We start from the raw sequence: 24,695 nt of genomic DNA on the forward strand, positions 1-24,695 counted from the left end.
AAAGCCAGACTGTGACATCTGGTGGTAGTAAAGAAATTCGGTGGAGCGGTAGTTCAGTCGGTTAGAATACCTGCCTGTCACGCAGGGGGTCGCGGGTTCGAGTCCCGTCCGTTCCGCCACTTATTAAGCCCTGAGTCTTTTGGACTCAGGGCTTTTTGCCGTCTAAAATTCACTGGAAATTTTCTTATTATTGTTAATTTCGCAAATATCTTCTGCATTTGGATCTCTTTTTTAGCAAAGTAATCACCTCCATAATCCTCGTATAACAAATATATATCCCCCAACGAGGTAAAAAATGACAATTCCTGCATTTGGTTTAGGTACTTTTCGCTTAAAAGACGACGTTGTTATCGCATCGGTAAAAACTGCTCTTGAACTGGGATACCGTGCCGTAGATACAGCTCAAATCTATGACAATGAACCTGCAGTCGGCCAGGCGATTGAAGAAAGTGGAGTGGGGCGTGATGAACTGTTTCTCACCACCAAAATTTGGATTGAGAATCTTGGCAAAGACCAATTAATTCCAAGTCTGAAGGAAAGTTTGCGTAAACTGCGTACGCCATACGTTGATATGACACTTATTCACTGGCCTTCACCGAATAATGCTGTTTCGGTAGAAGAATTCATGCAGGCATTGTTGGAAGCAAAAAGTGAAGGCTTGACTCGCCATATTGGTGTTTCTAACTTCAATATTGACCTGATGCAGAAGGCTATTGATACCGTTGGGGCTGAAAATATTGCAACTAACCAGATTGAGCTTTCACCTTACTTACAGAATCGCAAGGTAGTTGAATGGGCACAAGTGCAGGGGATTCATATAACGTCATATATGACGCTTGCCTATGGCAAGGCTCTGAAAGACGAAGTGATTAGCCAGATTGCACTGAAACATAATGCGACTCCGGCCCAGGTTATTTTAGCGTGGGCAATGCAGTTGGGTTACGCAGTCATTCCTTCTTCGACTAAGCGCGAGAATTTGCAAAGTAATTTACAAGCACAGGCTGTGCTTCTCGATACTGAAGATATGACTACTATTGCTGCTCTGGATTGCAATGACCGGCTGGTTAGCCCAGAAGGTTTGGCTCCTGAGTGGGATTGATTACCCATTACAGCCCCTGCGGGGGCTGTTGAACATGTTCACTCAGAAAATCAATGAACGCCCGTATCCGACTACTCACGGCCCGATCACTGTAATACACCGCGCTAAATGGCATCTCTACCGGCAGTAACTTATCAGCCAGTAATTCGACAAACTTCCCCTCAGCAATTTCCCTGTTAATCATATAGTCAGAAAGGCAGGCTATCCCATTCCCATTCAGGCAAAGTTGCTTGAGAGTCTCACCACTGTTTGAGGTTATTCCTGGTGTTATGTCATACCGTAACCCATCAGACTGTGCGACAGGCCATTTATTCAAACTCTCCGTCTCAGAAAAACCCAGGCAAATATGATCCTGAAGATCTTCTGCACATTGTGGTAAGCCATGCTGCGCTAAATATTCTGGTGATGCGATAATTTTACGGCGGCTGGTAAAAAGCGGTCTGGCTCGTAGAGTTGAGTCAGTCAAAGTACCTGCGCGTATAGCAACATCTACTTTGCGCTCAATCAGATTTATGAATGTTTCTGATGAAATGAGAGAAAGTGTCACATCCGGGTAACGTTCACGGAATGGTTTAATCAACGGCATTAAAAGATGTAGCATTACTGGTGTGGCAGCATCGATACGCAGTAAACCACGCGGGCTTTGTCTGGTTTCCATCAACTCATTTTCTGCGGTGGTCATATCTTGCAAGATCTGCTGTACGCGGCGGAAATAGCGCTCACCTTCCTCAGTCAAGCTCAACTGGCGCGTTGTACGATTAAGAAGTGTCACACCCAACTTCATCTCTAGTTTCTTTACCGAACGACTCACAGCTGAATTTGCTTGTTCGAGTTGCACTGCCGCACGACTGAAACTTCCGTTTTCCACAACGGCGACAAAAATTGCCAGTTCTTCAGAGGTGGCTTTCATTATTGCTCCTGAGACAAAATTGTATTGAGATTTTGCATATTTTTGTTATTTAACCACCTTGCCATACTGCGTGCCATCAAAAGACACCTGCTATGGAGTAAATCATGCCACTGGCACTATGGGCACTGACTATCAGTGCATTTGCTATCGGTACTACCGAATTCGTTATTGTTGGGTTGGTGCCAACAATTGCCGATCAACTTTCAATTTCACTACCTTCTGCTGGGTTACTGGTTTCAATTTACGCATTGGGTGTTGCCGTCGGAGCACCGGTATTAACTGCTCTGACAGGAAAACTCCCACGCAAACAGCTGTTGGTAGGTTTAATGGCACTTTTCACTGCAGGCAATTTGTTAGCCTGGCTGTCACCAAACTATGAAACATTGGTTGTTGCTCGTCTGCTGACGGGTCTGACACACGGAGTGTTCTTTTCAATTGGCTCCACGATTGCAACAAGCCTCGTACCTAAGGAGAAAGCTGCCTCAGCGATAGCGATTATGTTTGGTGGTTTAACCGTTGCCCTGGTGACAGGTGTTCCACTTGGGACGTATATCGGCCAGCATTTCGGCTGGCGTGAAACCTTCCTTGCGGTATCTGTTATCGGAGTTATTGCCTTAATTAGCAGCACTATTCTGGTTCCTAAAGATATCCCGATGCGAGCAGTCGCTAGCCTTAAAGATCAATTAAAAGTGATGACCCATCCTCGCTTGCTGATCATTTATGCGATCACTGCGCTGGGCTATGGCGGTGTGTTTACCGCATTCACCTTCCTGGCTCCGATGATGCAAGACCTTGCAGGTTATTCACCGGCGGCAGTAAGTTGGATTTTATTGGGCTACGGCGTTTCTGTTGCGATTGGCAATATCTGGGGAGGTAAACTTGCAGATCGCCATGGTGCAGTACCGGCATTAAAGTTTATTTTTGCTTCACTTGCTGTATTACTTTTAGTGTTTCAATTTACCGCGAGTTCACATGTTGGATCGTTAGTCACAGTGCTGATTATGGGGGTTTTTGCCTTCGGAAATGTGCCTGGTTTGCAGGTCTACGTGGTGCAGAAAGCAGAGGAATATACCCCAAATGCGGTAGATGTTGCCTCTGGACTAAATATTGCCGCATTTAATATTGGGATAGCATTAGGATCGATTATTGGCGGACAAACAGTGCAAAGCTTTGGTTTGGAGCAAACCCCATGGATCGGGGCGGTTATTGTCGCTGGTGCATTACTGTTAATTAACTTCAGTGGTCGGCTTGATACACGCCGTGAAATTGCTATCGGTTAACCTACGCGAGCCAGATTGTTAGCAATTACTTACGGTCTTGTTCAGCAATGGTTTGAATTGGTCGTTGAAACTCGACTCTAAAGTCCCTATAACTGAAAGACAGCCTTCGATGTGGAGGCTTCTTTGGTTACAGGAGTCATTAGTAAAAACGTGCGCAAAAATACTTATGCCATGAGATATGTTGCCGGTCAGCCAGCAGAACGCATTCTGCCTCCTGGCTCATTTGCGACTATAGGTCAGGCATTGCCGCCCGGAGAACCCCTGCCGAGTGAGGCATCATTAAAAGTATTGGTATGGAACATCTTCAAGCAACAGCGCGCAGAATGGCTTTCAGTGCTGCAAAATTTCGGGAAAGATGCCCACCTGGTTTTATTGCAAGAAGCGCAAACTACGCCTGAACTGGTTAGATTTGCCACCAGTAATTATCTGGCGGCAGACCAGGTACCGGCTTTTGTATTGCCTCAACATCCTTCAGGCGTCATGACGTTATCTGCGGCACATCCTGTTTATTGCTGTCCATTACGCGAAAGAGAACCGATTTTACGTCTATCTAAATCCGCATTAGTGACAGTTTATCCATTACCTGATGGGCGGCTGTTGATGGTCGTTAATATTCATGCTGTGAACTTTAGTCTCGGCGTGGATGTGTACAGCAAACAACTTGGTCCAATTGGCGACCAAATTGGTCACCATAACGGCCCAGTTATCATGGCAGGGGATTTCAATGCCTGGAGTCGCCCACGTATGAATGCGCTTTACCGCTTCGCTCGTGAAATGACATTACGCGAAGTGCGCTTCACTGATGATCATCGCCGTCGTGCATTTGGGCGCCCACTCGATTTCGTGTTTTACCGTGGTTTGAACGTCACAGAAGCCTCTGTTCTGGTGACTCGCGCATCTGACCATAACCCTCTACTAGTCGAATTCCGTCCCGGCAAACCTGAGCTGAAGTAAGGTTAGTCAGGTCTGCCATCGGGCAGACCTATGTGCTGCCCTTTCTTATCATCAACTGCAAGGACAAGACAATGACAACACAATCTCACCATGACAAAGTCGATCAGCAATTTGGCTCACAGGCTAGTGCCTATCTGACCAGTGCGGTTCATGCTTCTGGTCGTGATCTCGAACGCCTCAGTGAACGCCTGGTGGCATTTCCACAGGCTCGATTACTCGATATGGGATGTGGGGCCGGGCACGCGAGCTTTATTGCGGCAGCGCAGGTGAGGGACGTTGTTGCTTATGATCTCTCAGAGCAAATGCTGGCTGTGGTGAATGAAGCGACTAAAGCTCGTGGGATCAATAATGTTGAAACTCAGCAGGGTTACGCTGAAGTCTTACCTTTCGATGATTGCTCATTTGATGTTGTGATAAGCCGTTATTCAGCCCACCACTGGCATGATGTCGGTAAAGCGTTGCGTGAAGTAAGGCGCGTATTGAAACCTGGCGGTGTTGTCATTTTCATGGATGTGATGTCTCCGGGACACCCTGTGTTAGACATCTGGTTGCAAACGGTAGAAGCATTACGCGATACCTCTCACGTGCGTAATTATTCTAGTGGCGAATGGTTGAGTCTGTTTAATGACGCAGGGCTGAGCTCACAAAATCTGTTGTGCGACCGCTTGAATCTGGAGTTCTCAAGCTGGATTGCGCGGATGAGAACACCTGCAACACTTGCTGACGCTATTCGGATGTATCAGCAAAGTGCATCAGATGAAGTGCGGCGCTACTTTGAATTGCAAACGGACGGTTCGTTCACAAGCGACATTATCATGCTTGAAGCTAAACGAGTGTAAGTGATAAATAAAAAAGGCACCTAAAAGGTGCCTTTTTCTTTGATTAACAATCACGTATCAGGTGTAGAGTTGTTGCCAACGTACAGTGTTAGCTGATCGCCAGGTTTCAGATCGTCAGTATCATCGTTCCAGCGCAATACATCTTTAATGTTCACGCCGTGACGTTTTGCAATACTCGACAATGAATCACCCTTACGAACCTTGTAAGTGATGCTATCGTTTTTCGCTAAACGCTCATCGCCTTTTTTGACGCTAAGTGTTTGACCAACTTTGATATGTGCGCCGCGGATGCCGTTCCAGCTTTGCAAATCTTTAGAGCTCACGCCTAAGCGTGTAGCAATGCTCGATAAGGTATCCCCTGAACGAACACGATAAGATTTGTTGCTGCCTGCATTAGCTCTGTTATCAGCGACTAACGTAGGTTGCACTGCTGCAATTTCACCTGCAGCCAAAGAGGCTTTAAGCTTATCAGCATGCTTTTTAGGTACCATTACATAACGCTGATTTTTGCCTATCGTCGAAGTTTTAACCCCAGCGTTGAACGTTTTCAGCGTACTTAATGATATCCCGGCCATTTCGGCAACCTGCGTAAGCTCAACCGGATCACTCACTTCTACACGTGCTAATGCACGGCTTTCGTCAGTGGTCGGCAGGCGTACACCGTACTTTTGGCTGTTCTTGAGAATATCACTCAAAGCCAGCATTTTAGGTACGTAAATCTTGGTTTCCCGTGGCAGTGAAAGCGACCAAAAATCTGTGGGCAAGCCACGCGCTTTATTCGCTTTCATTGCCTTCAGTACACGACCTTCGCCGCTGTTATACGCCGCCACGGTTAACAACCAGTCGCCGTCAAACATCTTGTTCAGACGTTGCATCATATCGAGTGCAGCAGTGGTTGAAGCCACTACATCACGACGTGCATCGTATGCTTTGGTCTGTTTTAAACCATAATTTCGACCCGTGCTCGGTACAATCTGCCAGATGCCAGCGGCATTCGCAGATGATGTAGCGTGGGGGTCAAAAGCGCTCTCCACTATGGGTAGCAGTACTAGTTCCATTGGCATGTTGCGTTTCTTAACTTGCCCGGCAATCCAGTACATATACGGCTCTGCCCGTAATGTTACATCGTGGAGATAGCTCTTATTCTTAAGGTACTTCTGTTTCTGTTCGCGGATCCGGGTATTTTCCGGTATCCCCATCTTTAGCTCGTCGCCAATGAAGTTCCACAAGTTTTGGTTATCTGCGAGATATGTCCCATCGTCCATCCATCGCGTACTTGTGTACTTACCTGCTTCACCTTGACCAGCTGCAGACAGACTCTGTGCGTGCTGTTGGATGTTGCCGTCATACTTTGACGCCTGGCACCCCACAAGCAGGACAGAGGCGAGTAATATCGCTTTTGCCTTCATGTGTGTGTCAATAGTTGCTTAAAAGACGAGCAAGAATACCTTCAGCTTTCCAACAACACAACCAGAAAATTCAGAAAGAGTCTTTCTTTGTCCGTAACCAGGCAAATATTTGCTGTGGTTGTTGCAAGTTTGTTTCTTTAGAAATTTTTTCTTTTAAATCAAGGTCATTTGTTTTTAAAAATAAATTTATATTACGCTCAATTGCCAGGGAACTGGGTAAGGTTGAGTGGTTTTTTGCGCGTAACTCCTTAACTTTTCGACAATAACGGTTTAACTCATCATCGTCAGGCAAGATAGATAAGGAAAATTTCATATTTGAAAGCGTGTACTCATGTGCACAACAAATTAACGTATCAGCAGGGAGTTTGTTAAGCTTTTGAAAAGAATCATACATATTCTCGGCGGTACCTTCAAAAAGTCTGCCACACCCCCCGGAAAACATCGTGTCGCCGCAAAAAAGATAAGGTTTACTATAGAAACAGATATGTCCTAAAGTGTGACCGGGTGTAGCAATAACGCTAAATTCACACTTCAAAATATTGACCTTATCGCCCTCTCTGACTACCCGGTTCGTTCCCTTATCTTGTGTCTCTTCGGGCCCATATACCACAAGGCCTGGGTACTTTTTGAGAAGTTCTTTTACACCACCTACATGATCGTTGTGATGGTGTGTCAGTAAAATGGCTTCTGGCTGCCAGTGATTCTCTTCAATCGCTTTTAGCACCGGTTGAGCCTCACCAGGGTCCACAATGATACATTTACCCTGCTCATCATTCAGAACCCAGATGTAGTTATCCTGGAATGCGGAAATACTGTTAAGATTCATAATTCGACCTCTTTGAATTGCGCTAAGAAGGTAGTGATGAAACCGGCAAGGATACCTGAAAATTTCATTTCACCGCATCATTGGGGAGAACTCCCGTGGGGCGAGTACTACCGTGAGGCACTGGAAACTCAACTCCAGCCCTGGCTTGCTAAAATGTTTGGTTTCCATCTATTGAAGATAGGCAACCTAAGCGCTGAAATTAACACTGAAGCTTGCGCTATTTCACATCAGGTTAATGTCGCACTTCAGGGCGACAGGCTTCAGGTTAATGCCGATCCACTTCATTTACCCTTTGCGGCGAAATCTGTAGATGCTTGTATGTTGGCCCATACATTGCCCTGGTGCCAGGATCCTCACGGATTACTGCGTGAAGCCGATCGAATATTAATTGATGACGGATGGTTAATTCTGAGCAGCTTCAACCCGATGAGTTTGTTAGGTTTGGGCAAAACAGTGCCATTTATGCGCAAGCGCACGCCGTATCATTGCCGAATGTTTACGCCGATGAGGATTTTCGATTGGTTGGCATTGCTGAATTTTGAAGTCATGCACCAGCGAAGTTTCCAGGTTTTACCCTGGAGTAAACAAGGCGGAAAAATGCTGAGTACTCACTTGCCAGCGCTGGGCTGCATGCATGTCATAGTGGCGCGTAAGAGGACCTTGCCACTTACGCTTAACCCAATGAAAAGCCGAAAAGCGAAAACGCAAATCCGCTCGGCAGTTGGCGCTACCAGGCAGTTTCGGAAAACGACTAAAGTTTCGTCACCTCTGGTTGATAACCAACATCCTCAAGAGTTGGATTAGAAGCGGCAACGCGTGCCAGTTCATCGCAGCGTTCGTTTTCAGGGTGGCCGGCATGCCCTTTCACCCATTCCCAACTGATTTTGTGCTCGCTCAAAGCCGCATCAAGACGCTGCCATAGGTCGACATTTTTCACTGGTTTTTTATCGGCAGTTTTCCAGCCGCGCTTTTTCCAGTTATGGATCCATTGGGTAATTCCCTGGCGAACATACTGACTGTCGGTGCTGAGCACAATGTCACAAGGCTCGATTAACGCCTCAAGAGCAACAATAGCGGCCATCATTTCCATGCGATTATTCGTCGTCAAACGATAACCGACACTAAAAATTTTTTCGTGTTGTTTGTACCGTAGAATGGCGCCGTATCCACCTGGCCCTGGGTTACCGAGGCAAGAGCCATCGGTGAAAATTTCTACCTGTTTACGCATCTCTGGTAGACTTCCTGTGATTAAAAAACCAAGTCTGACATAAACGAGCGCCATGAGCACAGCAATTACACGACAGATCGTTCTCGATACTGAAACCACCGGTATGAACCAAATCGGTGCTCACTACGAAGGGCACCGCATTATTGAAATCGGTGCGGTTGAAGTGATCAACCGCCGCCTGACAGGCAATAACTTCCATGTCTACTTAAAGCCAGACCGGCTGGTGGACCCGGAAGCATTTGGTGTCCATGGAATTGCCGATGAGTTTCTGGCGGATAAACCAACCTTTGACCAGGTTGCTGATTCGTTTATGGATTACATCCGCGGTGCAGAACTGGTTATCCATAACGCATCGTTTGATATCGGGTTTATGGACTACGAGTTCAGTAAGCTCAAGCGCGATATCCCAAAAACCAATACTTTCTGCAAAATCACGGACAGCCTTGCACTCGCACGTAAGATGTTCCCTGGCAAGCGTAACAGCCTCGATGCTCTTTGCTCGCGCTACGAAATAGACAACAGTAAACGAACGCTGCACGGCGCATTGCTCGATGCCCAAATCCTGTCTGATGTCTATTTAATGATGACCGGTGGGCAAACCTCTCTGAAGTTTGCTATGGAAGGGGATGTTCAACAGCGTAGTGGAGACAACGGTATTCAGCGTGTTGTCCGCCAGAGTTCGGGCGTACGCATCATTCGGGCCAGCGATGCAGAATTGGAAGCACATGAGTCGAGACTTGATTTGGTAGAAAAGAAGGGTGGAAGTTGTCTGTGGCGCATGTAAAAACAGCATTGATGGATTAAAAATAACCGTTTGGGTGAAAATAGCGGCAAGCGATTAGATTTATAAGAAAAAACATTGACGCTCATGAGTGCAATACGTAATATCTGCCTCGTTCCCGACGGGGAACAAACGCGGAGCGGTAGTTCAGTCGGTTAGAATACCTGCCTGTCACGCAGGGGGTCGCGGGTTCGAGTCCCGTCCGTTCCGCCACAATCAGAAAGCCTGAATCAGAAATGATTCAGGCTTTCGTCGTTTCTGAAGCCTAATCTTTTGAAGCAACAACCTGTCCGTTATATCCCGCCACTTCACTCTCTATTTCCGCACGTGCCAGCCAGCGGTAACAACCTGCACTCAGGAATGCACCGATAAACCAGCTAAAGTTAGCTACTTCATGCAGCGATGGAATAAAGCTGATGGTCAGGCAAACGGCGACTGAGGGCAGTAGTGCCAGAATCGCTTTGGGATTGAAGCCACTTTTGTACCAGTAACGCCCTTTTGATGTGTCATCAAACAGATCCTCGACATAAATTTTGCTGCGTTTAATGATATAGAAATCAGTTAACAAAATGCCGAACAGCGGTCCAATGAACGATCCCAGCACATCGAGCGTGTAGTGAATAAGTTCTGGCGACTGGAACAAATTCCACGGGGTCAGCAGTACTGAGCCTACTGCCGCAATCATGCCACCGGTACGGAAGCTGATTTTCTGTGGTGAGCAGTTAGAGAAATCGAAAGCCGGTGACACGAAATTCGCCACGATATTAATACCAATGGTGGCGGTGATCATGGTCAGCAAACCAATTGCCATTGCGAGGCTGTTACCAACGTGGCTGACGGTTTCGATAGGGTCGGTAATCATTTTGCCGAACAGCGATTGTGTCCCGGAGACAATGATCACGGTAACAATAGAGAACAGTAAGAAGTTAAATGGTAGCCCCCAACGGTTACCACGGCGGATCTCTTTCATACTCTTGCCGTAACGCGAGAAGTCACCGAAGTTCAGCAGTGGGCCGGAGAAGTACGAAACCACCAGAGCGATTGCAGTCAACATCTGCCACGCTTGCTCACCAGAAGTCAGTTGTTTGCTGGCAAGCGTAAATGAAATGCCATCAAAGCCTGTCTGATACAAAATCCAGCCAGCCAAAGCCATCATCACGATGTAAACCGCAGGCCCGGCGATATCAATAAAGCGCTTAATCGCGTTCATACCGTGCCAGAACACCATCGCCTGCAGCACCCACATAATGCCGAAACAAATCCAGCCGAGATGTGAAAGCCCGAGGAAGTGCCCGGTGGTCATGGGTGCCAGTGATGGCCAGAATTTCAGCATAACCAGCATCAGGGCGTTGGCTGCCAGCCAGGTTTGTATGCCGTACCAGGCGAAGGCGATTAACCCACGAATTACCGCCGGAATATTGGCTCCGAACACGCCAAATGCCTGACGGCAAATCACTGCGTAAGGTACACCAGCCATTTGGCTTGGTTTGGCCACCAGGTTCGCACAAAGCTGAACGATGCAAATCCCGACTAACAGGCAAAGCAAAACTTGCCAGCTCGCCAGCCCCAAGGTGAAGAAGCTGGCGGCGACCACGTAGCCGCCCATACTGTGGACATCGGACATCCAGAAAGAAAAAATATTGTACCAGGACCATGTCTGGTTGCGCGTCGGCGCCAAATCTTCATTGCATAAACGTGGGCTATAACCGGCGTTATCGTTCATGGCTGTCGTGTTGTGTTTAATACCTGGCATGATATCTGCTCCCTAATAAAAACAGATGCTGACGGATTGTCTGAAACCTTTGTTGCAGGAACCAGGCCAGGTTTGATTTTTTAGCAGCAAGACGCAAACCGCGGACTACGAAAGCAGAAAATGAAGAGCATCCAGGAATGACGCGCCTTTTCATGGTGCAGATGTTTAATTTTTTGCCCAGAAGTGGTGCTAATCACTGGGCTAACGGAACCAAAAGGAGTGAACGTGAAGAAACATTTGATTCAGGTGGTCAATCCCAACACCAATGTGGCGATGACCCACACTATCGCCGAAGCGGCTCGCAGCGTAGCCGCAAACACCAGCGAGATTATTGCTGTCTGCTCCTCACAGGGTGTGGAATCTATAGAAGGACATTTTGATGAAACGATTGCTGCTATCGGAGTTCTTGAGCAAATCAAACGCGGTAAAGAGCAGGGAGTCAGCGGCCATGTGATTGCCTGTTTTGGTGACCCCGGTTTGCTGGCCGCGCGTGAACTGGCAACTGGGCCGGTAATAGGTATTGCCGAAGCTGCGATGCATACCGCCACAATGGTTGCCACGCGCTTTTCTATTGTCACCACTTTGCCGCGAACGGTGATTATTGCCCGTCATTTACTTCGGCAGTATGGGTTTGAGCATCATTGTGCCGCGCTGCACGCCATCGATTTGCCGGTTCTGGCATTAGAAGATGGCACGGGTCTTGCTCAGATGAAGGTACGCGAGCGTTGTATCCAGGCCATAAAAGAAGATAACAGCGGGGCGATTGTGCTTGGCTGCGGGGGGATGGCAAATCTTGCCCGTGAGCTAACGGCCGAATTGGGTGTTCCTGTTATTGATGGCGTCACCGCTGCGGTGAAAATGGTGGAATCCCTCATCGCACTTGGACTTGGAACCAGCAAACACGGTGATCTCGCGTATCCGAATAAAAAGCCGTTATCAGGCTGTTTTGACATGCTGAGTTGATGTTCTGGCTCGGCTCATAAGGAACCGAACCATGAATGAAGTAGCGAAAAATAAGCGCTATCACTTTACCGAGAACTACCCGCGTGACATGAAAGGTTATGCGGGTAAACCACCTCATGCGCAATGGCCGAATAACGCCCGAGTCGCCGTGCAGTTTGTGCTGAATTTTGAAGAAGGCGGTGAGAACCATGTTCTGCATGGCGATGCCGGATCTGAACAATTCCTCTCCGATATTATCGGTGCCGCCAGCTTCCCCGACCGCCATATGTCGATGGATTCACTGTACGAATATGGTTCCCGCGCGGGTTTCTGGCGTATCCACAATGAGTTTCAAAAACGCGGCCTGACGATGAGTATTTTCGGCGTCGCAATGGCGCTGGCGCGAAATCCTGAAATCGTCGCCGCGATTAAAGCGGCGGATTACGACGTGGTGAGCCACGGCTGGCGCTGGATCCACTATCAAAATCTCGATGAAGCGACTGAACGCCAGCATATGCACCAGGCGATCGAAATCCTGGAGGATTTGTTCGGCAGCAAACCGCAGGGTTGGTATACCGGCCGCGATAGCCCGAACACGCGCAGGCTGGTGGCGGAAAACGGCAGCTTCCTTTACGACAGCGATTATTACGGCGACGACTTGCCATTCTGGAGTGAAGTGACCTGTAGCGACGGTTCCATCAAGCCGCATCTGGTGGTGCCATATACCCTGGATGCCAATGATATGCGCTTTGCCACCGCGCAAGGTTTTAATACCGCCGAGCAGTTTTATACCTATCTGAAAGACAGCTTTGATGTGTTGTACGAGGAAGGGGAAACCGCGCCGAAAATGATGTCTATCGGCATGCACTGCCGTTTACTGGGGCGTCCGGGGCGATTCAGGGCGTTACAACGTTTTCTGGATTATCTGCAGCAGCATGATGATGTGTGGATTTGCCGCCGTCAGGATATTGCCGAGCATTGGGTGAAGACGCATCCGTTTAAAGGCTGATTTGAGTGGCTGCGGGTAACACGAGTTTACCCGCCCACAGCTTAGCTCATGATACTGACGTGTGCGGCGACTATCCGCCAGCCATAGGGGAACTTGACCCAGGTCTGCATCTGGCGGCCAATTTTGTCACTGCCTTCGCGAGTAAATTCAGTGCTGGCCACCGCCATGTCATCACCGTAAGTTGTGATGGTGGTATTTTGCAACAGCCGCTCTAACCCCTGAGTAGAGCGGGTATTCCTGAACGCTCTGATCTCGTCGATTCCATACAGATTTTCACTGGCACCGTAGCGAACGGTGCGGGGATCGGACCAAAATAATTCATCTAATACGGCGACATCGTTGCTAATTAACGCCTGTTCGTAGCGGTAAAACGCAGCGCTTACCTCATTGACGATGGCAGGACGATCAATATTGTCACGCATCATAGTATTTACCTTACCTGGTGGGTTTTCCCATCAGCATACCCTTTATTTCAAGCTGATGGGCGGCTCTCAGGCAGATATCTTCTCGCCAGGGCGCGGCAATGAGTTGCACACCAATTGGGCTGCCATGGGCAGTGGCTAATGGCACCGTCACAACCGGCAGGCCGAGGAAGGAAATGGGTTGTGTCAGCATTCCCATACTGGATTTGACTGGAAGGTCTGCCCCGTTGATCCGCATTGTTTGCTGGCCTATCAGCGTGGCGCAGCAAGGTGTCGCGGGTGCGATGAGCAGATCGTATTGCTTGAAAAGCGGCAGTGTTTTATCACGGAACCATGCCCGAAACCTTTGTGCCTGTGTGTACCAGGCTGATGGCGTCATGGCGCCAGCCAAAAGGCGCTCGCGGGAATTCAGCTCAAACTGTTCAGCGTGCTTGCGCAATGCGGGCAAGTAATGATTTCCCCCTTCGGCAGCCGAGAGCAAAAATGCCGCCGAGCGTGCTAATTCAACTTCCGGCAATGAAATAGACTCGAGCGCCGCAAGAGAGTGAGCGACCTGAGCCACCGCCGCTTTGGCGTCGGCGTCACACCAGTCATCAAAAAAACCGCCCAGAACCGCGCAACGCAAACTTCCAGCCGGTTGCAGTTTTTCACTGGTCAGATCGATGCTGCGTATGGACTGAAAGTGATCGCTTGGATCCGCGCCCTGAAGGGCATCGTACACGCGAGCCAGATCGTCGACGTTACGCGCCAGCGGGCCAATATGATCGAGGCTGGCAACAAAAGGTTGGCTGCCGCTGCGTGAAAGCCGCCCAAATGTCGGTTTTAGCCCGAGCACACCACACAGCGAAGCTGGCACGCGAATCGATCCGTTAGTATCGGTACCCAACGTAAAGTTCACCATGCCAGCCGCGACGGCAGCCGCAGAACCGCCGGATGATCCTCCGGCAATTCGTGCCAGATCATGTGGGTTGCGGGTCGCGCCGTAATAGCTATTTTCGGTGGTGAAACCGTAGGCGTAGGCATCCATATTCAGTGCGCCTGAAAGCATGGCTCCGGCAGTAGTCAGCTGTTTGATGGCAAATGCATCGCTATTTGCCGGGGGTTGCGAGCTAAACAGTTCTGCGCCAGCCAGCGTCGTCACCCCTTTAATATCAAACAGATTTTTTACCGCATAAGGCACACCCGCTAATGGCGGCAGTGTTTCACCACGTGCGCACTGTTGATCAATGGCTTCGGCTTCTTGTAGCAGACGCTGCGCGGTCACTTCAGTAAAAGCATTAATCTCGGGATTAGCCTGTGTGATTTTTTCCAGTGTAAGCCTGGCCAATTCGTGAGCTGAAAACTCGCCGCTGGCTAATCCTTGCTGAATATCGCGAATGGAAAGTTCGCTCATAATTTATAGACTCCGGAGACTTCCTGGCGTTGCGGTAGCGGAAAATCCATTAACGGTTCTGCCAGGGTCTCCATGCGAGCCAGTTGTATTTCAAGTTCTTTACGGCGTGCTTCATCGAGTGGAACGTTGAGAAGTTGTTCCATGACTTTGATGTACGCGGGCCAGTCGATAGAATTTAATGTCATTTTTACCTCCTTAAAATCCTGCCGCGCTGCCGTTGCTGCGCGGGTCGTAAGCCCCTTCAAGCATGCCATTGGTATGGCGCACAATTGCACCCGCATGGCCGACGGCTTCACTAAAATCTGGCAGAGACTCAACCTCATGCCCTAACTGGCGCAGGGTGTCGAAAGTCTCTTGGCTAAATCTGGCTTCTAATTTCAGGCTGTCTGAGGCTTGCCCCCAGGTTCTGCCCAGTAACCAGCGCGGGGCGCTAACGGCTTCCTGTAACGGCATACCCTGAATCACATGGCGGGTAAAAATGGCTGCCTGGGTTTGCGGTTGCCCGTCGCCGCCCATCGAGCCATACACCATCGTCCGTCCATCAGCCAGGCGGGCCGCTGCCGGATTCAGGGTGTGAAACGGCTGTTTACCGGGCGCAAGACTTAACAGACTATCGGGGTTGAGGCTGAAAGCTGCGCCACGGTTTTGCCAAAGCACACCGCTTTTTGGCAGAACCACGCCGCTTCCGAACTCGTGATAAATGCTTTGAATAAACGAAACGGCCAGGCCGCTGCTATCAATCACGCCCATCCAGACTGTGTCGCCAGGGCCTTTTCCGGTTCCCCAGTTTGCGGCTTTACCGTCATCAATTTCTGCGGCCAGCGCCGCAAGTGGCGCGGGATCTAACAGGCTTTGGATTGATGTCGTGATATGACGAGGATCGGTGATGTATTTGTCGCGCAGGGCGAAGGCTTTTTTAGTGGCCTCGACGATACGGTGAACCGTTTGGGTTTCGTTGGCTTGCGCCATCTCTAAATGGTCGGTGATCCCCAGAATCGCCAGTGAAACCAGGCCCTGAGTTGGCGGCGTCATATTATAAATCTCACCCTGCTGGTGGTGCAGATGCAGCGGAATACGGCGTTTTGCACGCTGGGCGGCGAGGTCCTGTAAGTTAATCGGCATCCCTAAATCAGCGAGTTCTTCGGCAAGCAGTGTGGCTAATGGCCCGCGATAAAAGCTATCAAGCCCTTCAACGGTCAGGCGTGTCAGCGTTTCGGCCAGCCGTGGTTGAGTAAACCGGCTGCCCGCGCGTGGGATTTCGCCTCGTTCCAGAAAGGTTTCGGCAAAACCGGTGATGTTAACCAGTTCGTCATATTTACTGTGTGTGGCGAGCGCCTGAGATTGGGTCACCGGAATACCATCTGCCGCATAGCGGATGGCGTCAGCCAATAAACGCGAGAGAGGTAATTGCCCGCCACCGAGTTGCCCGGCAATTTTTAGCGCTTCGTCCCAACCACTTAGCGTGCCAGGTACGGTTAATGCCGCTTTTGGGCCACGATGTGGGATTGCGTTTTCACCGGCGTAAAACTCCAGTGAGGCAAGCGAACCTGCTGCACCGCTGGCATCAATGGCAATCGGTTCGCCTTCTGGCGGCACGATCAACCAAAAGCCATCCCCGCCAATACCATTCATATGCGGATAAACTACGGCGATAGTTGCCGCCGCCGCGACCATCGCTTCGATGGCGTCCCCCCCGTGGCGTAGCACGGATAATGCGGATTCACTGGCCAAATGGTGCGGAGTCACCGCCATGCCGGAAGGTGCCATATTGCTTTGCATCATCGTGTTATCTCTCAGAATGGAAGACGGGGTTATCTTTAAGCAAAAGATGTTCCAGGTTGACGCGGTTGATTTCACTGTGCCAGGCTCGAGTGAAACAAAAGTTACAGAGGTCATAATGAAACAATTAGATGAGCGTTTAAGAGCGACATATGAGCAGCTTTCTCCGCAAGAACAACGTGTTGCCACATTTATTTTCGATCATTTTGACGACCTGATTAGCTACAACAGCGCGGAACTTGCTCGCCTTTCTGGCGTATCAAAAGCCACGGTTAGCCGTTTATTTAAGCGTTTGGGCTATGACCGTTACAAAGATATGCGTGAAGAGTTACGTACCTTGCGCCAGAGCGGAATGCCGCTGACAGAAAACCGTGATGCAGTGCAGGGAAACACCTTATTAGCACGACATTATAAGCAAGAAATGGCCAACCTGACGCAGTGGGTTAGCCTGCTGGATACGCAGCAATTTGCCGATGTCGTGAGTGCGATTAATACCTCAAAACGTATCTTCATCATTGGCTTAAGGAATTCATGGCCAGTGGCGACGCATTTGCGCCAACAGTTATTGCAGACTCGCAACGATGTCTGGTTACTGCCGCAACCGGGCCAGACGCTGGCAGAAGAAGTGGTGGATATCAGTGAGCAGGATTGCGTTATTGCTATCGCGTTTCGCAGAAGGCCGAGAATTATCAAGCCATTGCTGGCAAACCTGCATAAGCGCCAGATACCGTTGCTGGTAATGAGCGAAGCGCAAGGCTCAGGTCTTACGCCATTCTGCCGCTGGCACTTTGCAGCACCGCTTGATAGCGTTTCAGCTTTTGATAGCTATAGCAGCGCGATGAGCCTGGTGAACTTGTTGTCTAATGCGGTACTCCACGAGGCGCTAACCACCGGTCGCCAGCGTATTCATCATATTGCTGAGTTGTATTCCGAACTGGATGAGCTGGAACAACGGTAATGCACTTTAGTGGTGCATTTGCACGCATCATGGGAACCATTCTGGTTCAGAGATGAAGAGTCAGTGAACGGGTTTTTGTAGGGTGGATAAGCGGCAGAGTCATCCACCATTTTCGCCGCTTTTGTCGGATGACGCTGCTGCTTATCCGACCTACGAAGAGGTATGTCATCTGTCTCTTTTCTTCTTTTGTCTTTCACAAAAATTGGTGGCACATTAGTTGCAGAATATTTCAATAAAGAATCTTTTGTTTCACGCAGAATAAAAGGAAATGCCATGTTCGATATTCAGCACTTCACACAAATTAATCCACCTCATCGTTTATTGATGGGGCCGGGACCCATTAATGCCGATCCGCGTGTATTACGCGCCATGGCGAGCCAGTTAATTGGGCAATATGACCCGGTCATGACCGGCTATATGAATGAAGTGATGGTGCTGTATCGCGAGCTTTTCCGTACCCAAAACCGCTGGACGATGCTGGTAGACGGCACTTCCCGTTCCGGCATTGAAGCAATTCTACTTTCGGCTATTCGGCCTGGTGACAAAGTGCTGGTGCCGGTGTTTGGGCGTTTTGGTCATCTGCTATGTGAAATTGCCCGCCGCTGCCGCGCTGAAGTTCACACCATTGAAGTGCCGTGGGGCGAAGTGTTTACGCCTGACCAAATCGAAGATGCTATCAAAAGTGTTAAACCCCGTTTACTGCTGACCGTTCAGGGCGACACTTCTACGACTATGTTGCAGCCATTGGCTGAACTGGGCGAAATCTGCCGCCGCCACGGCGTGTTGTTCTATACCGATGCGACCGCTTCGTTTGGCGGTAACGCGCTGGAAACCGACGCATGGGGATTAGATGCCGTTTCGGCGGGGCTGCAAAAATGCCTTGGCGGCCCATCTGGTAGTTCTCCCATCACTCTCAGCCCGCAAATGGAACAAGTGATTCGCCGCCGTAAATGTATCGAAGAAGGGATCCGCACCTCTGCGCATCAGGATGGCGATGACGAAATGATCTACTCGAATTATTTCGATCTTGGCATGGTGATGGATTACTGGGGACCGGAACGTCTCAACCACCATACTGAAGCCACCAGCATGCTGTTCGCCGCACGTGAATGCGCGCGCATTATTCTCGAAGAAGGTCTGGATGTGGGCATCGCTCGCCACGAGTTGCACGGACGTGCGCTGGTGGCCGGGATTCAGGGCATGGGTCTGGAAACTTTCGGCGATCTGCAACATAAAATGAATAACGTACTGGGCGTGGTGATCCCATCTGTCGTCCACGGCGAAGAAGTGCGCAAAATGCTGCTGGATGATTTCCATATCGAAATCGGCACCTCATTTGGCCCGCTACAAGGCAAAATATGGCGCATTGGCACCATGGGTTATAACGCGCGTAAAGATTGCGTGCTGCAAACGCTGACCGCGCTTGAAGCCGTCTTGAATCGCCTCGGTTTTAAAACGACGCAAGGGGCTGCAATGCAGGCGGCGTGGGATGTCTATTCTCAGGAAAATCGCTGATGGTAAAACTTGCGATGAATGCCGCACAGGCAAGTCTGGCCGCGAAACGCGTCATGCAGCGAGCAGATGAGCTGGCGCAAATTAGCGAAACCCCGGGCCAGTTAACGCGTGTCTACCTTTCAACCGAACATTTACGTGCCAACCATTTGGTCGCCAGTTGGATGGAACAGGTCGGAATGACCACCTGGCAGGATGCGGTAGGGAATATTTGCGGGCGCTACGAAGGTGCAAGAGAAGGTGCTCAGGCGATTTTGCTAGGGTCACATCTGGATACCGTGCGCAATGCCGGGCGTTTCGATGGCATGTTAGGGGTGTTAAGCGCACTGGAAGTTGTCGCCTTCTTGTATCAGCACGATCTCCAGCTTGAGCAGGCGATTGAAATCGTCGGCTTTGCTGATGAAGAAGGGACGCGTTTTGGTATCACGTTGTTGGGGAGCCGTGGGATTACCGGAACATGGCCGGATAATTGGCTAGCCTGTGAAGATGCAGCGGGAATCAGTGTTGCTCAGGCGTTAGTGAATGCAGGTATTGATCCGTCGCGGATTCACAGTGCGGCACGCCGCCCGGAAGAATTCAGCGCTTATCTTGAGTTACACATTGAGCAGGGGCCGGTGCTGGAGCGTGAAAACCTGGCACTTGGCGTGGTAACAGCCATCAACGGCGCTCGTCGTTTAAAGTGCCGCTTCACGGGTGAAGCAGGGCATGCAGGCACGGTGCCAATGGTGATTCGTAAAGATGCGCTTGCGGCGGCGGTGGCCTGGATGACCTTCGTTGAAAGTGCAGCGCGCGCTTATGCCCCAGACATTGTCGCCACTATCGGGTCGCTACAATGTTTACCCGGTGCGGCGAATGTCATCCCCGGTGAAGTTCAACTCACTCTGGATATCCGCAGCCCGCGAGATTCTGACCTCGAAGCGTTGCTGGAAAATCTCTTAAACGAGGCCGATAAAATCGCCGCCTCGCGTGAAGTTGCGTTCAGTGCTGAAACCTATTATTCGATTCCGGCGACGCCATGTGATGTTCATTTACAGCAGCAGCTAAGTTCCGCAATTACTACGGTGCAAGGCCGCAGTTTGTCGCTACCAAGTGGGGCAGGGCATGATGCCATTGCGGTTGCTGAATGCTGGCCTTCAGGCATGTTGTTTGTGCGTTGTGACCGCGGGATCAGCCACCATCCGGCTGAGTCGGTGATGGAAGCGGATGTGATGCAGGCAGTGCAGGCTTATACGCAAACGGTGATCGCGCTGGCTGCGAAAAATGCTTTGGCAGAATTTAACGAAGCGCCAGAGCATGAAGCGCTTAGCCTTATCACGCCATGCGTTGCGATACCCGCGTGGGCTGAGCATTTAGTGGCTGCGCGGCCATTTTCAGCCATCGACGTGTTGCAGCATTATGCTGCGCAATTGACCGAGGATTGGGGAACGACTGAGCTGAATCAGGCGCTGAGCGCCCATCCACGGATTGGCGAAAAGGCGCAAGGCAACAGCAAAGAAGCGGCGCTTTCAAAAAATGAACAATCCGTTGTTGATGGACAAAACAGCGCGTTAATTGTGGCTCTGGCGCAGGGAAATTCCGAATACGAAGCGCGGTTTGGGCGCGTGTTTTTGATTCGCGCCAAGGGGCGCTGCGGTGAAGAAATTCTGGGTGAACTCTACCGCCGCCTGAAAAACTCCGCCGTGGAAGAAGAAGTGGAAGCTCTGGAACAACTACGCCAAATCACCTTGTTGCGTCTGGAAGGAGTGTTTGCACAATGAGCCAATTGAGTACGCATATTCTGGATACTGCGTTGGGAAAACCGGCGGTCAATGTGGTGATTCGCCTGGAACAACAGGACGCAGAAACCTGGGTAATTATCGCTCAGGGTGTTACGGATGTTGATGGGCGTTTGAAGGATTTCACTCAATCGCCATTAGCGGCAGGGCGCTATCGTCTGACTGCAGAAATCGGCCAGTATTTTGCGGCGACGAACAGAGAAACGTTGTATCCCTCCGCGCAAATCGATTTCGTGATTACGCAAAATGGCGGGCATTATCACCTGCCATTTTTGATTTCCCCGTGGTCGTGGTCGACGTATCGGGGAAGCTAATACTAGAGGATAAACGGATCGGCATCCTGCCAGGCAGGGAATTTCTCACGGTATTCCTGCAAGGCAATCAGCGACAAATCGGCATCCAGGCGCATCGCTTTATGGGCTTCACCATTTGCCAGAATGTCGCCTTGCGGGTTAATAATTTTGCTGTCGCCACGGTAATGATGCCCGTTTCCATCAGTGCCGACACGGTTACAGCCAGCAACATACGCCTGGTTTTCAATCGCACGAGCGATCAGCAAACTTTGCCAGTGCAGCGAACGCGGTGCTGGCCAGTTTGCGACATACAGGGCTAAGTCATAATCGTTGCGATTGCGTGACCATACCGGGAAACGCAAGTCATAACAGACCTGCGGCAAAATACGCCAGCCACGCCATTCGACCACAACGCGCTCTTCACCCGCCTGATAATGATGATGCTCATCCGCCATGCGGAATAAATGACGTTTATCGTAGAAATGGACTTTGCCGTCCGGCTGAACAAGAAGAAAGCGGTTCACCGGTCCGCGTTCAGTTTGCAGCGCTGCGCTTCCGGCAATCATCGCCTGCGTTTGCTGGGCTTTAAACTGCATCCAGTCAATCACTTCCTCTTCGGCGAGCGACTGAGTGGCGGCTTCCATGGCAAAACCGGTGGTGAACATTTCCGGCAAGACAATCAGGTCACGGCCATGAATGCCATCTAACAGCACATCGAACTGACGTAAGTTGGCTGCGCCATCCATCCAGACTAGCGGTTGTTGCAGAACGGTAATTTTCAAACCAGACACAATCGGAAGCCTCATGATAAACAGTCTTTCATTCACTTTAGCATGAGTTAACTGCCTTTTGTTGGGCAATAAAAAACCCCGCGAACGGGGTTTTTTAAACTATCGAGTGTTATGCGGCTTCAATCTTACGATGCTTTTCCGGCACCTTTACTGGCATGGTTGCCAGCTCCTCCGGTTCGAACTCATCGACATTAATACTGCGCAGACGGCTTGCTTCGGCTTTGGTAAGGATCGCCGCTTCGTCTGCGTTGATTTTGCCTTCCGCCAGCCACTGTTTCGCTTGTTCATCCAGGCGAGTGAATGGCAGGTTATGCCCGGTTTCTTTGCAGATGCGCAGATGGATTGGCTCGGCAGCCATTACGTCCATCAGTGCTTCTTCCAGCAGACCTGCCGGGTTGAACTCGCTTGGCGTCAGATACTGACCGCGACCAATGCGTGAACGTGTCGCTGATGGGATCTGCATGATCTTCGCCAGTTTATGATCCAGCTTGTCCGATGGTGCATCGTAACGGCGGCCAAGTGGGAAGATAACCACACGCAACATGCCAGCCACGAACGCATTCGGGAAGTTACGCAGCAGATCGTCAATCGCCTGTTCTGCCTGATACAACGCATCCTGAACGCCCCAGTGAACCAGCGGCAGATCCGCTTCGTTACGGCCTTCGTCGTCATAACGTTTCAGTACTGAAGAAGCGAGGTACAGCTGGCTCAGAATATCACCCAGACGAGCCGAGATACGTTCACGGCGCTTCAGGCTACCGCCTAACACGGCCATCGATACATCAGACAGCAACGCCAGGTTGGCACTCAGCCGGTTCATATACTGATAGTAGCGTTTGGTTGAATCGTTAGTCGGTGTGGCGCTGGTCAGGCCGTTGGTCAGACCCAGCCACAGGCTGCGCATTTTGTTACTGCCGACGTGGCCGATATGTTTGAACAACAACTTATCGAACGCGTTAACGTCATTGTTTTGCGCCGCCGTCATTTCATCCAGAACATACGGATGGCAACGAATAGCACCCTGGCCGAAGATAATCATGCTGCGAGTCAGGATGTTTGCGCCTTCCACGGTAATGGCGATAGGTGCGCCCTGATAAGCTCGTGCCACAAAGTTAGAATTGCCCAGCATAATGCCTTTACCGCCGACAATATCCATCGCATCCAAAATGGCGCGTTGGCCACGATGGGTACAGTGATACTTCACGATGGCAGACAGAACCGCTGGTTTTTCGCCAAGCATGATGCCGTAGGTCACCAGTGAAGCGGCTGCATCCATCACATACGCGTTACCCGCGATACGTGCCAGTGGCTCTTCAATCCCTTCCATTTTGCCGATAGAGATTCTGAACTGACGGCGGATATGAGCATAAGCACCCGTTGCCATCGCCACAGATTTCAAACCACCGGTAGAGTTGGAAGGCAGTGTAATACCGCGGCCAACGGACAGACATTCCACCAGCATACGCCAGCCCTGACCGGCCATTTTCGGACCACCGATGATGTAATCAATCGGTACGAAAATGTCTTTACCGCGAGTTGGACCGTTCTGGAATGGCACATTGAGCGGGAAGTGGCGTTTACCAATTTCCACTCCCGGAGTGTGAGTTGGAATTAACGCACAGGTAATGCCTGGTTCTTCTTCATCGCCCAGCAAATGGTCCGGATCCGACAATTTAAATGCCAGCCCCAGAACAGTGGCAATAGGTGCCAGCGTGATGTAGCGCTTGTTCCAGGTCAGACGCATGCCGAGAACTTGCTGACCTTGCCATTCGCCCATGCAAACCACGCCGGTATCAGGAATCGCGCCTGCATCAGAACCGGCTTCTGGGCTGGTTAATGCAAAGCAAGGGATTTCTTGCCCACGAGCCAGGCGTGGCAGGTAATGATCTTTCTGTTCTTCAGTACCGTAATGTTGCAGCAGTTCGCCTGGACCTAATGAGTTAGGCACACCTACGGTAATCGCCAGAATGCCGGAAACACCAGACAGTTTTTGCAGTACGCGAGATTGCGCGTAAGCAGAAAACTCCAGGCCGCCGTACTCTTTCTTGATGATCATCGCGAAGAAGCGATGTTCTTTTAAATAAGCCCACAACTCTGGCGGTAAATCTGCCATTTCGTGTGTGATTTGGAAGTCATTCGCCAGACGGCAGGCTTCTTCAACTGGGCCATCGATAAAGGCTTGTTCTTCTTCAGTCAGTTTTGGCTGCGGGTAGTTATGCAGTTTTTCCCAGTCTGGTTTACCGCGGAACAAGTCACCTTCCCACCAGGTTGTACCGGCGTCGATAGCCTCTTTTTCGGTACGTGACATTGGCGGCATGACTTTACGGAAGCTACGGAATACCGGAGCGGAAATTAAAGATTTACGCATTGGTGTAAAGACGAACGGCACCAGAATTATCGCCAGCGGAACGAGCACCCAGATTGACCAGATACCGGCGAAACCAAGCGCTGCCGTCCACACCAGCAAAATTGCGCTACTGAGCAGTAAATTGACCTGGTGATAGAAAAGCACACCGAGGAGAACAACCGTTGCAACAATACTCAAAATCAACATATAGGAAACTCCCTTGCTTGTAGGAGGTCTGACCACTTGGATGTATTGGTTTTAGTTCATGTGGTTTTTTTTAGCAATATGTTCACAAAATAATTACAACCTTGCTCACATTGTTACCGCACAGAACTGCAAAAGAAGGAGGTTATGGCGCTTCTCGCGCTATCCGGTAAACTGCTTGGGTTAATCAA

The 24,695-nt window shown here is 50.1% G+C and carries 22 protein-coding genes, 2 tRNA genes and 2 pseudogenes; 15 read left to right on the forward strand and 11 right to left on the reverse strand.

The window, feature by feature from the left end:
• Positions 1-42 precede the first annotated feature (42 nt).
• Positions 43-119, forward strand: a tRNA-Asp gene (locus MES37_RS01745).
• Positions 120-295: 176 nt separating this feature from the next.
• Positions 296-1,099 carry a 2,5-didehydrogluconate reductase DkgB gene (gene dkgB / locus MES37_RS01750; protein WP_237929999.1) on the forward strand — a complete coding sequence of 268 codons (804 nt, stop codon included), beginning with the start codon at positions 296-298 and terminating at the stop codon, positions 1,097-1,099.
• Here the strand turns inward: dkgB and yafC are convergent.
• A pseudogene (gene yafC / locus MES37_RS01755) lies at positions 1,099-2,009 on the reverse strand (DNA-binding transcriptional regulator YafC); the annotation flags it as partial. The gene dkgB and the pseudogene yafC overlap by 1 nt on opposite strands.
• A gap of 104 nt (positions 2,010-2,113) precedes the next feature.
• Between yafC and MES37_RS01760 the strand changes: the two are divergent.
• The 3 genes from MES37_RS01760 to MES37_RS01770 all read left to right on the forward strand — a co-directional run bounded on the left by MES37_RS01760 (position 2,114) and on the right by MES37_RS01770 (position 5,082).
• Positions 2,114-3,289: an MFS transporter gene (locus MES37_RS01760; RefSeq protein ID WP_121814262.1), complete on the forward strand. Its 1,176-nt coding sequence runs from the start codon at positions 2,114-2,116 to the stop codon at positions 3,287-3,289.
• A 150-nt stretch (positions 3,290-3,439) separates the two neighbouring features.
• Positions 3,440-4,243: an endonuclease/exonuclease/phosphatase family protein gene (locus tag MES37_RS01765; RefSeq protein WP_064549333.1), complete on the forward strand. Its 804-nt coding sequence runs from the start codon at positions 3,440-3,442 to the stop codon at positions 4,241-4,243.
• 71 nt (positions 4,244-4,314) lie between these two features.
• Positions 4,315-5,082, forward strand: a complete 768-nt coding sequence (locus tag MES37_RS01770) for a class I SAM-dependent methyltransferase (RefSeq protein WP_237930000.1) — start codon at positions 4,315-4,317, stop codon at positions 5,080-5,082.
• A gap of 50 nt (positions 5,083-5,132) precedes the next feature.
• Here the strand turns inward: MES37_RS01770 and mltD are convergent, their stop codons facing one another.
• Together mltD and gloB are read right to left on the reverse strand one after the other, a co-directional pair.
• Positions 5,133-6,491, reverse strand: a complete 1,359-nt coding sequence (mltD, locus tag MES37_RS01775) for a murein transglycosylase D (RefSeq protein ID WP_064549329.1) — start codon at positions 6,489-6,491, stop codon at positions 5,133-5,135.
• A 70-nt stretch (positions 6,492-6,561) separates the two neighbouring features.
• On the reverse strand, positions 6,562-7,317 hold the full coding sequence (gene gloB / locus MES37_RS01780) for a hydroxyacylglutathione hydrolase (protein WP_064549327.1): 756 nt from the start codon (positions 7,315-7,317) through the stop codon (positions 6,562-6,564).
• Between the two features lie 36 nt (positions 7,318-7,353).
• On the opposite strand from gloB, the gene MES37_RS01785 reads away from it, so the two are divergent.
• On the forward strand, positions 7,354-8,121 hold the full coding sequence (locus MES37_RS01785) for a class I SAM-dependent methyltransferase (RefSeq protein WP_074388609.1): 768 nt from the start codon (positions 7,354-7,356) through the stop codon (positions 8,119-8,121).
• Here MES37_RS01785 and rnhA read toward each other — a convergent pair.
• On the reverse strand, positions 8,069-8,644 hold the full coding sequence (rnhA, locus tag MES37_RS01790) for a ribonuclease HI (RefSeq protein WP_162303012.1): 576 nt from the start codon (positions 8,642-8,644) through the stop codon (positions 8,069-8,071). The two genes, MES37_RS01785 and rnhA, sit on opposite strands and share 53 nt — an antisense overlap.
• Between rnhA and dnaQ the strand changes: the two genes are divergently transcribed.
• The gene (gene dnaQ / locus MES37_RS01795) at positions 8,598-9,329 is read left to right on the forward strand and encodes a DNA polymerase III subunit epsilon (RefSeq protein WP_064549323.1); all 732 of its coding nucleotides are present in this window, start codon (positions 8,598-8,600) and stop codon (positions 9,327-9,329) included. The genes rnhA and dnaQ overlap by 47 nt on opposite strands.
• A 133-nt stretch (positions 9,330-9,462) precedes the next feature.
• A tRNA-Asp gene (locus tag MES37_RS01800) sits at positions 9,463-9,539 on the forward strand.
• A gap of 52 nt (positions 9,540-9,591) precedes the next feature.
• Here MES37_RS01800 and MES37_RS01805 read toward each other — a convergent pair.
• Positions 9,592-11,079 (reverse strand): NCS1 family nucleobase:cation symporter-1, encoded by a 1,488-nt coding sequence (locus MES37_RS01805; protein WP_064549321.1) that lies wholly within the window; start codon positions 11,077-11,079, stop codon positions 9,592-9,594.
• Between the two features lie 225 nt (positions 11,080-11,304).
• Between MES37_RS01805 and hpxA the strand changes: the two genes are divergently transcribed.
• Together hpxA and puuE are read left to right on the forward strand one after the other, a co-directional pair.
• Positions 11,305-12,042 carry an allantoin racemase gene (gene hpxA / locus MES37_RS01810; RefSeq protein ID WP_074388607.1) on the forward strand — a complete coding sequence of 246 codons (738 nt, stop codon included), beginning with the start codon at positions 11,305-11,307 and terminating at the stop codon, positions 12,040-12,042.
• Positions 12,043-12,073: 31 nt separating this feature from the next.
• On the forward strand, positions 12,074-13,030 hold the full coding sequence (gene puuE, locus MES37_RS01815; protein ID WP_064549319.1) for an allantoinase PuuE: 957 nt from the start codon (positions 12,074-12,076) through the stop codon (positions 13,028-13,030).
• Positions 13,031-13,071: 41 nt separating this feature from the next.
• Here the strand turns inward: puuE and hpxZ are convergent, their stop codons facing one another.
• The 4 genes from hpxZ to MES37_RS01835 are packed head-to-tail and all read right to left on the reverse strand — an operon-like array spanning position 13,072 to position 16,627.
• Positions 13,072-13,455 (reverse strand): oxalurate catabolism protein HpxZ, encoded by a 384-nt coding sequence (gene hpxZ / locus MES37_RS01820; protein ID WP_064549318.1) that lies wholly within the window; start codon positions 13,453-13,455, stop codon positions 13,072-13,074.
• Between the two features lie 10 nt (positions 13,456-13,465).
• Positions 13,466-14,845 carry an AtzE family amidohydrolase gene (locus MES37_RS01825; protein ID WP_237930001.1) on the reverse strand — a complete coding sequence of 460 codons (1,380 nt, stop codon included), beginning with the start codon at positions 14,843-14,845 and terminating at the stop codon, positions 13,466-13,468.
• Entirely contained in the window at positions 14,842-15,030 is a 189-nt protein-coding gene (gene hpxX, locus MES37_RS01830; protein ID WP_064549314.1) for an oxalurate catabolism protein HpxX, read from the reverse strand. Before hpxX ends, MES37_RS01825 begins: the two co-directional genes overlap by 4 nt.
• A 10-nt stretch (positions 15,031-15,040) precedes the next feature.
• Positions 15,041-16,627, reverse strand: a complete 1,587-nt coding sequence (locus MES37_RS01835; RefSeq protein ID WP_064549312.1) for a gamma-glutamyltransferase family protein — start codon at positions 16,625-16,627, stop codon at positions 15,041-15,043.
• 115 nt (positions 16,628-16,742) lie between these two features.
• On the opposite strand from MES37_RS01835, the gene MES37_RS01840 reads away from it, so the two are divergent.
• The 5 genes and pseudogenes from MES37_RS01840 (at position 16,743) to uraH (ending at position 21,183) form a co-directional block, all read left to right on the forward strand.
• Complete coding sequence (locus MES37_RS01840; RefSeq protein WP_064549348.1) at positions 16,743-17,582, forward strand: MurR/RpiR family transcriptional regulator; 840 nt, start codon at positions 16,743-16,745, stop codon at positions 17,580-17,582.
• 273 nt (positions 17,583-17,855) lie between these two features.
• On the forward strand, positions 17,856-19,097 hold the full coding sequence (locus MES37_RS01845) for a pyridoxal-phosphate-dependent aminotransferase family protein (protein ID WP_064549310.1): 1,242 nt from the start codon (positions 17,856-17,858) through the stop codon (positions 19,095-19,097).
• Positions 19,097-20,350, forward strand: a pseudogene (gene hpxK / locus MES37_RS01850) (allantoate amidohydrolase); the annotation flags it as partial. The gene MES37_RS01845 and the pseudogene hpxK, both read left to right, overlap by 1 nt.
• The gene (gene uraD / locus MES37_RS01855) at positions 20,333-20,851 is read left to right on the forward strand and encodes a 2-oxo-4-hydroxy-4-carboxy-5-ureidoimidazoline decarboxylase (protein WP_237930012.1); all 519 of its coding nucleotides are present in this window, start codon (positions 20,333-20,335) and stop codon (positions 20,849-20,851) included. The pseudogene hpxK and the gene uraD, both read left to right, overlap by 18 nt.
• The gene (gene uraH, locus MES37_RS01860; RefSeq protein WP_064549308.1) at positions 20,848-21,183 is read left to right on the forward strand and encodes a hydroxyisourate hydrolase; all 336 of its coding nucleotides are present in this window, start codon (positions 20,848-20,850) and stop codon (positions 21,181-21,183) included. Before uraD ends, uraH begins: the two co-directional genes overlap by 4 nt.
• Before the next feature lie 2 nt (positions 21,184-21,185).
• Here uraH and MES37_RS01865 read toward each other — a convergent pair whose 3' ends face one another.
• Positions 21,186-21,953 carry an amidohydrolase gene (locus MES37_RS01865; RefSeq protein ID WP_064549306.1) on the reverse strand — a complete coding sequence of 256 codons (768 nt, stop codon included), beginning with the start codon at positions 21,951-21,953 and terminating at the stop codon, positions 21,186-21,188.
• Between the two features lie 109 nt (positions 21,954-22,062).
• Positions 22,063-24,507, reverse strand: coding sequence for an acyl-CoA dehydrogenase FadE (fadE, locus tag MES37_RS01870; protein WP_121814252.1), 2,445 nt, complete (start codon positions 24,505-24,507; stop codon positions 22,063-22,065).
• Positions 24,508-24,695 lie beyond the last annotated feature (188 nt).

The organism is Buttiauxella sp. S19-1, assembly GCF_022134725.1.
In the GTDB taxonomy this organism is placed as follows: domain Bacteria; phylum Pseudomonadota; class Gammaproteobacteria; order Enterobacterales; family Enterobacteriaceae; genus Buttiauxella; species Buttiauxella ferragutiae.

Coding starts and splice junctions, on each gene's coding strand:
- MES37_RS01825 (WP_237930001.1), bottom strand. CDS start 14,845: ATGAGCGAACTTTCCATTCGCGATATTCAGCAAGGATTAGCCAGCGGC.
- MES37_RS01785 (WP_074388609.1), top strand. CDS start 7,354: ATGAAACCGGCAAGGATACCTGAAAATTTCATTTCACCGCATCATTGG.
- mltD (WP_064549329.1), bottom strand. CDS start 6,491: ATGAAGGCAAAAGCGATATTACTCGCCTCTGTCCTGCTTGTGGGGTGC.
- hpxX (WP_064549314.1), bottom strand. CDS start 15,030: ATGACATTAAATTCTATCGACTGGCCCGCGTACATCAAAGTCATGGAA.
- puuE (WP_064549319.1), top strand. CDS start 12,074: ATGAATGAAGTAGCGAAAAATAAGCGCTATCACTTTACCGAGAACTAC.
- MES37_RS01840 (WP_064549348.1), top strand. CDS start 16,743: ATGAAACAATTAGATGAGCGTTTAAGAGCGACATATGAGCAGCTTTCT.
- MES37_RS01805 (WP_064549321.1), bottom strand. CDS start 11,079: ATGCCAGGTATTAAACACAACACGACAGCCATGAACGATAACGCCGGT.
- dkgB (WP_237929999.1), top strand. CDS start 296: ATGACAATTCCTGCATTTGGTTTAGGTACTTTTCGCTTAAAAGACGAC.
- MES37_RS01835 (WP_064549312.1), bottom strand. CDS start 16,627: ATGATGCAAAGCAATATGGCACCTTCCGGCATGGCGGTGACTCCGCAC.
- hpxZ (WP_064549318.1), bottom strand. CDS start 13,455: ATGATGCGTGACAATATTGATCGTCCTGCCATCGTCAATGAGGTAAGC.
- uraH (WP_064549308.1), top strand. CDS start 20,848: ATGAGCCAATTGAGTACGCATATTCTGGATACTGCGTTGGGAAAACCG.
- MES37_RS01760 (WP_121814262.1), top strand. CDS start 2,114: ATGCCACTGGCACTATGGGCACTGACTATCAGTGCATTTGCTATCGGT.
- fadE (WP_121814252.1), bottom strand. CDS start 24,507: ATGTTGATTTTGAGTATTGTTGCAACGGTTGTTCTCCTCGGTGTGCTT.
- MES37_RS01770 (WP_237930000.1), top strand. CDS start 4,315: ATGACAACACAATCTCACCATGACAAAGTCGATCAGCAATTTGGCTCA.
- gloB (WP_064549327.1), bottom strand. CDS start 7,317: ATGAATCTTAACAGTATTTCCGCATTCCAGGATAACTACATCTGGGTT.
- MES37_RS01845 (WP_064549310.1), top strand. CDS start 17,856: ATGTTCGATATTCAGCACTTCACACAAATTAATCCACCTCATCGTTTA.
- dnaQ (WP_064549323.1), top strand. CDS start 8,598: ATGAGCACAGCAATTACACGACAGATCGTTCTCGATACTGAAACCACC.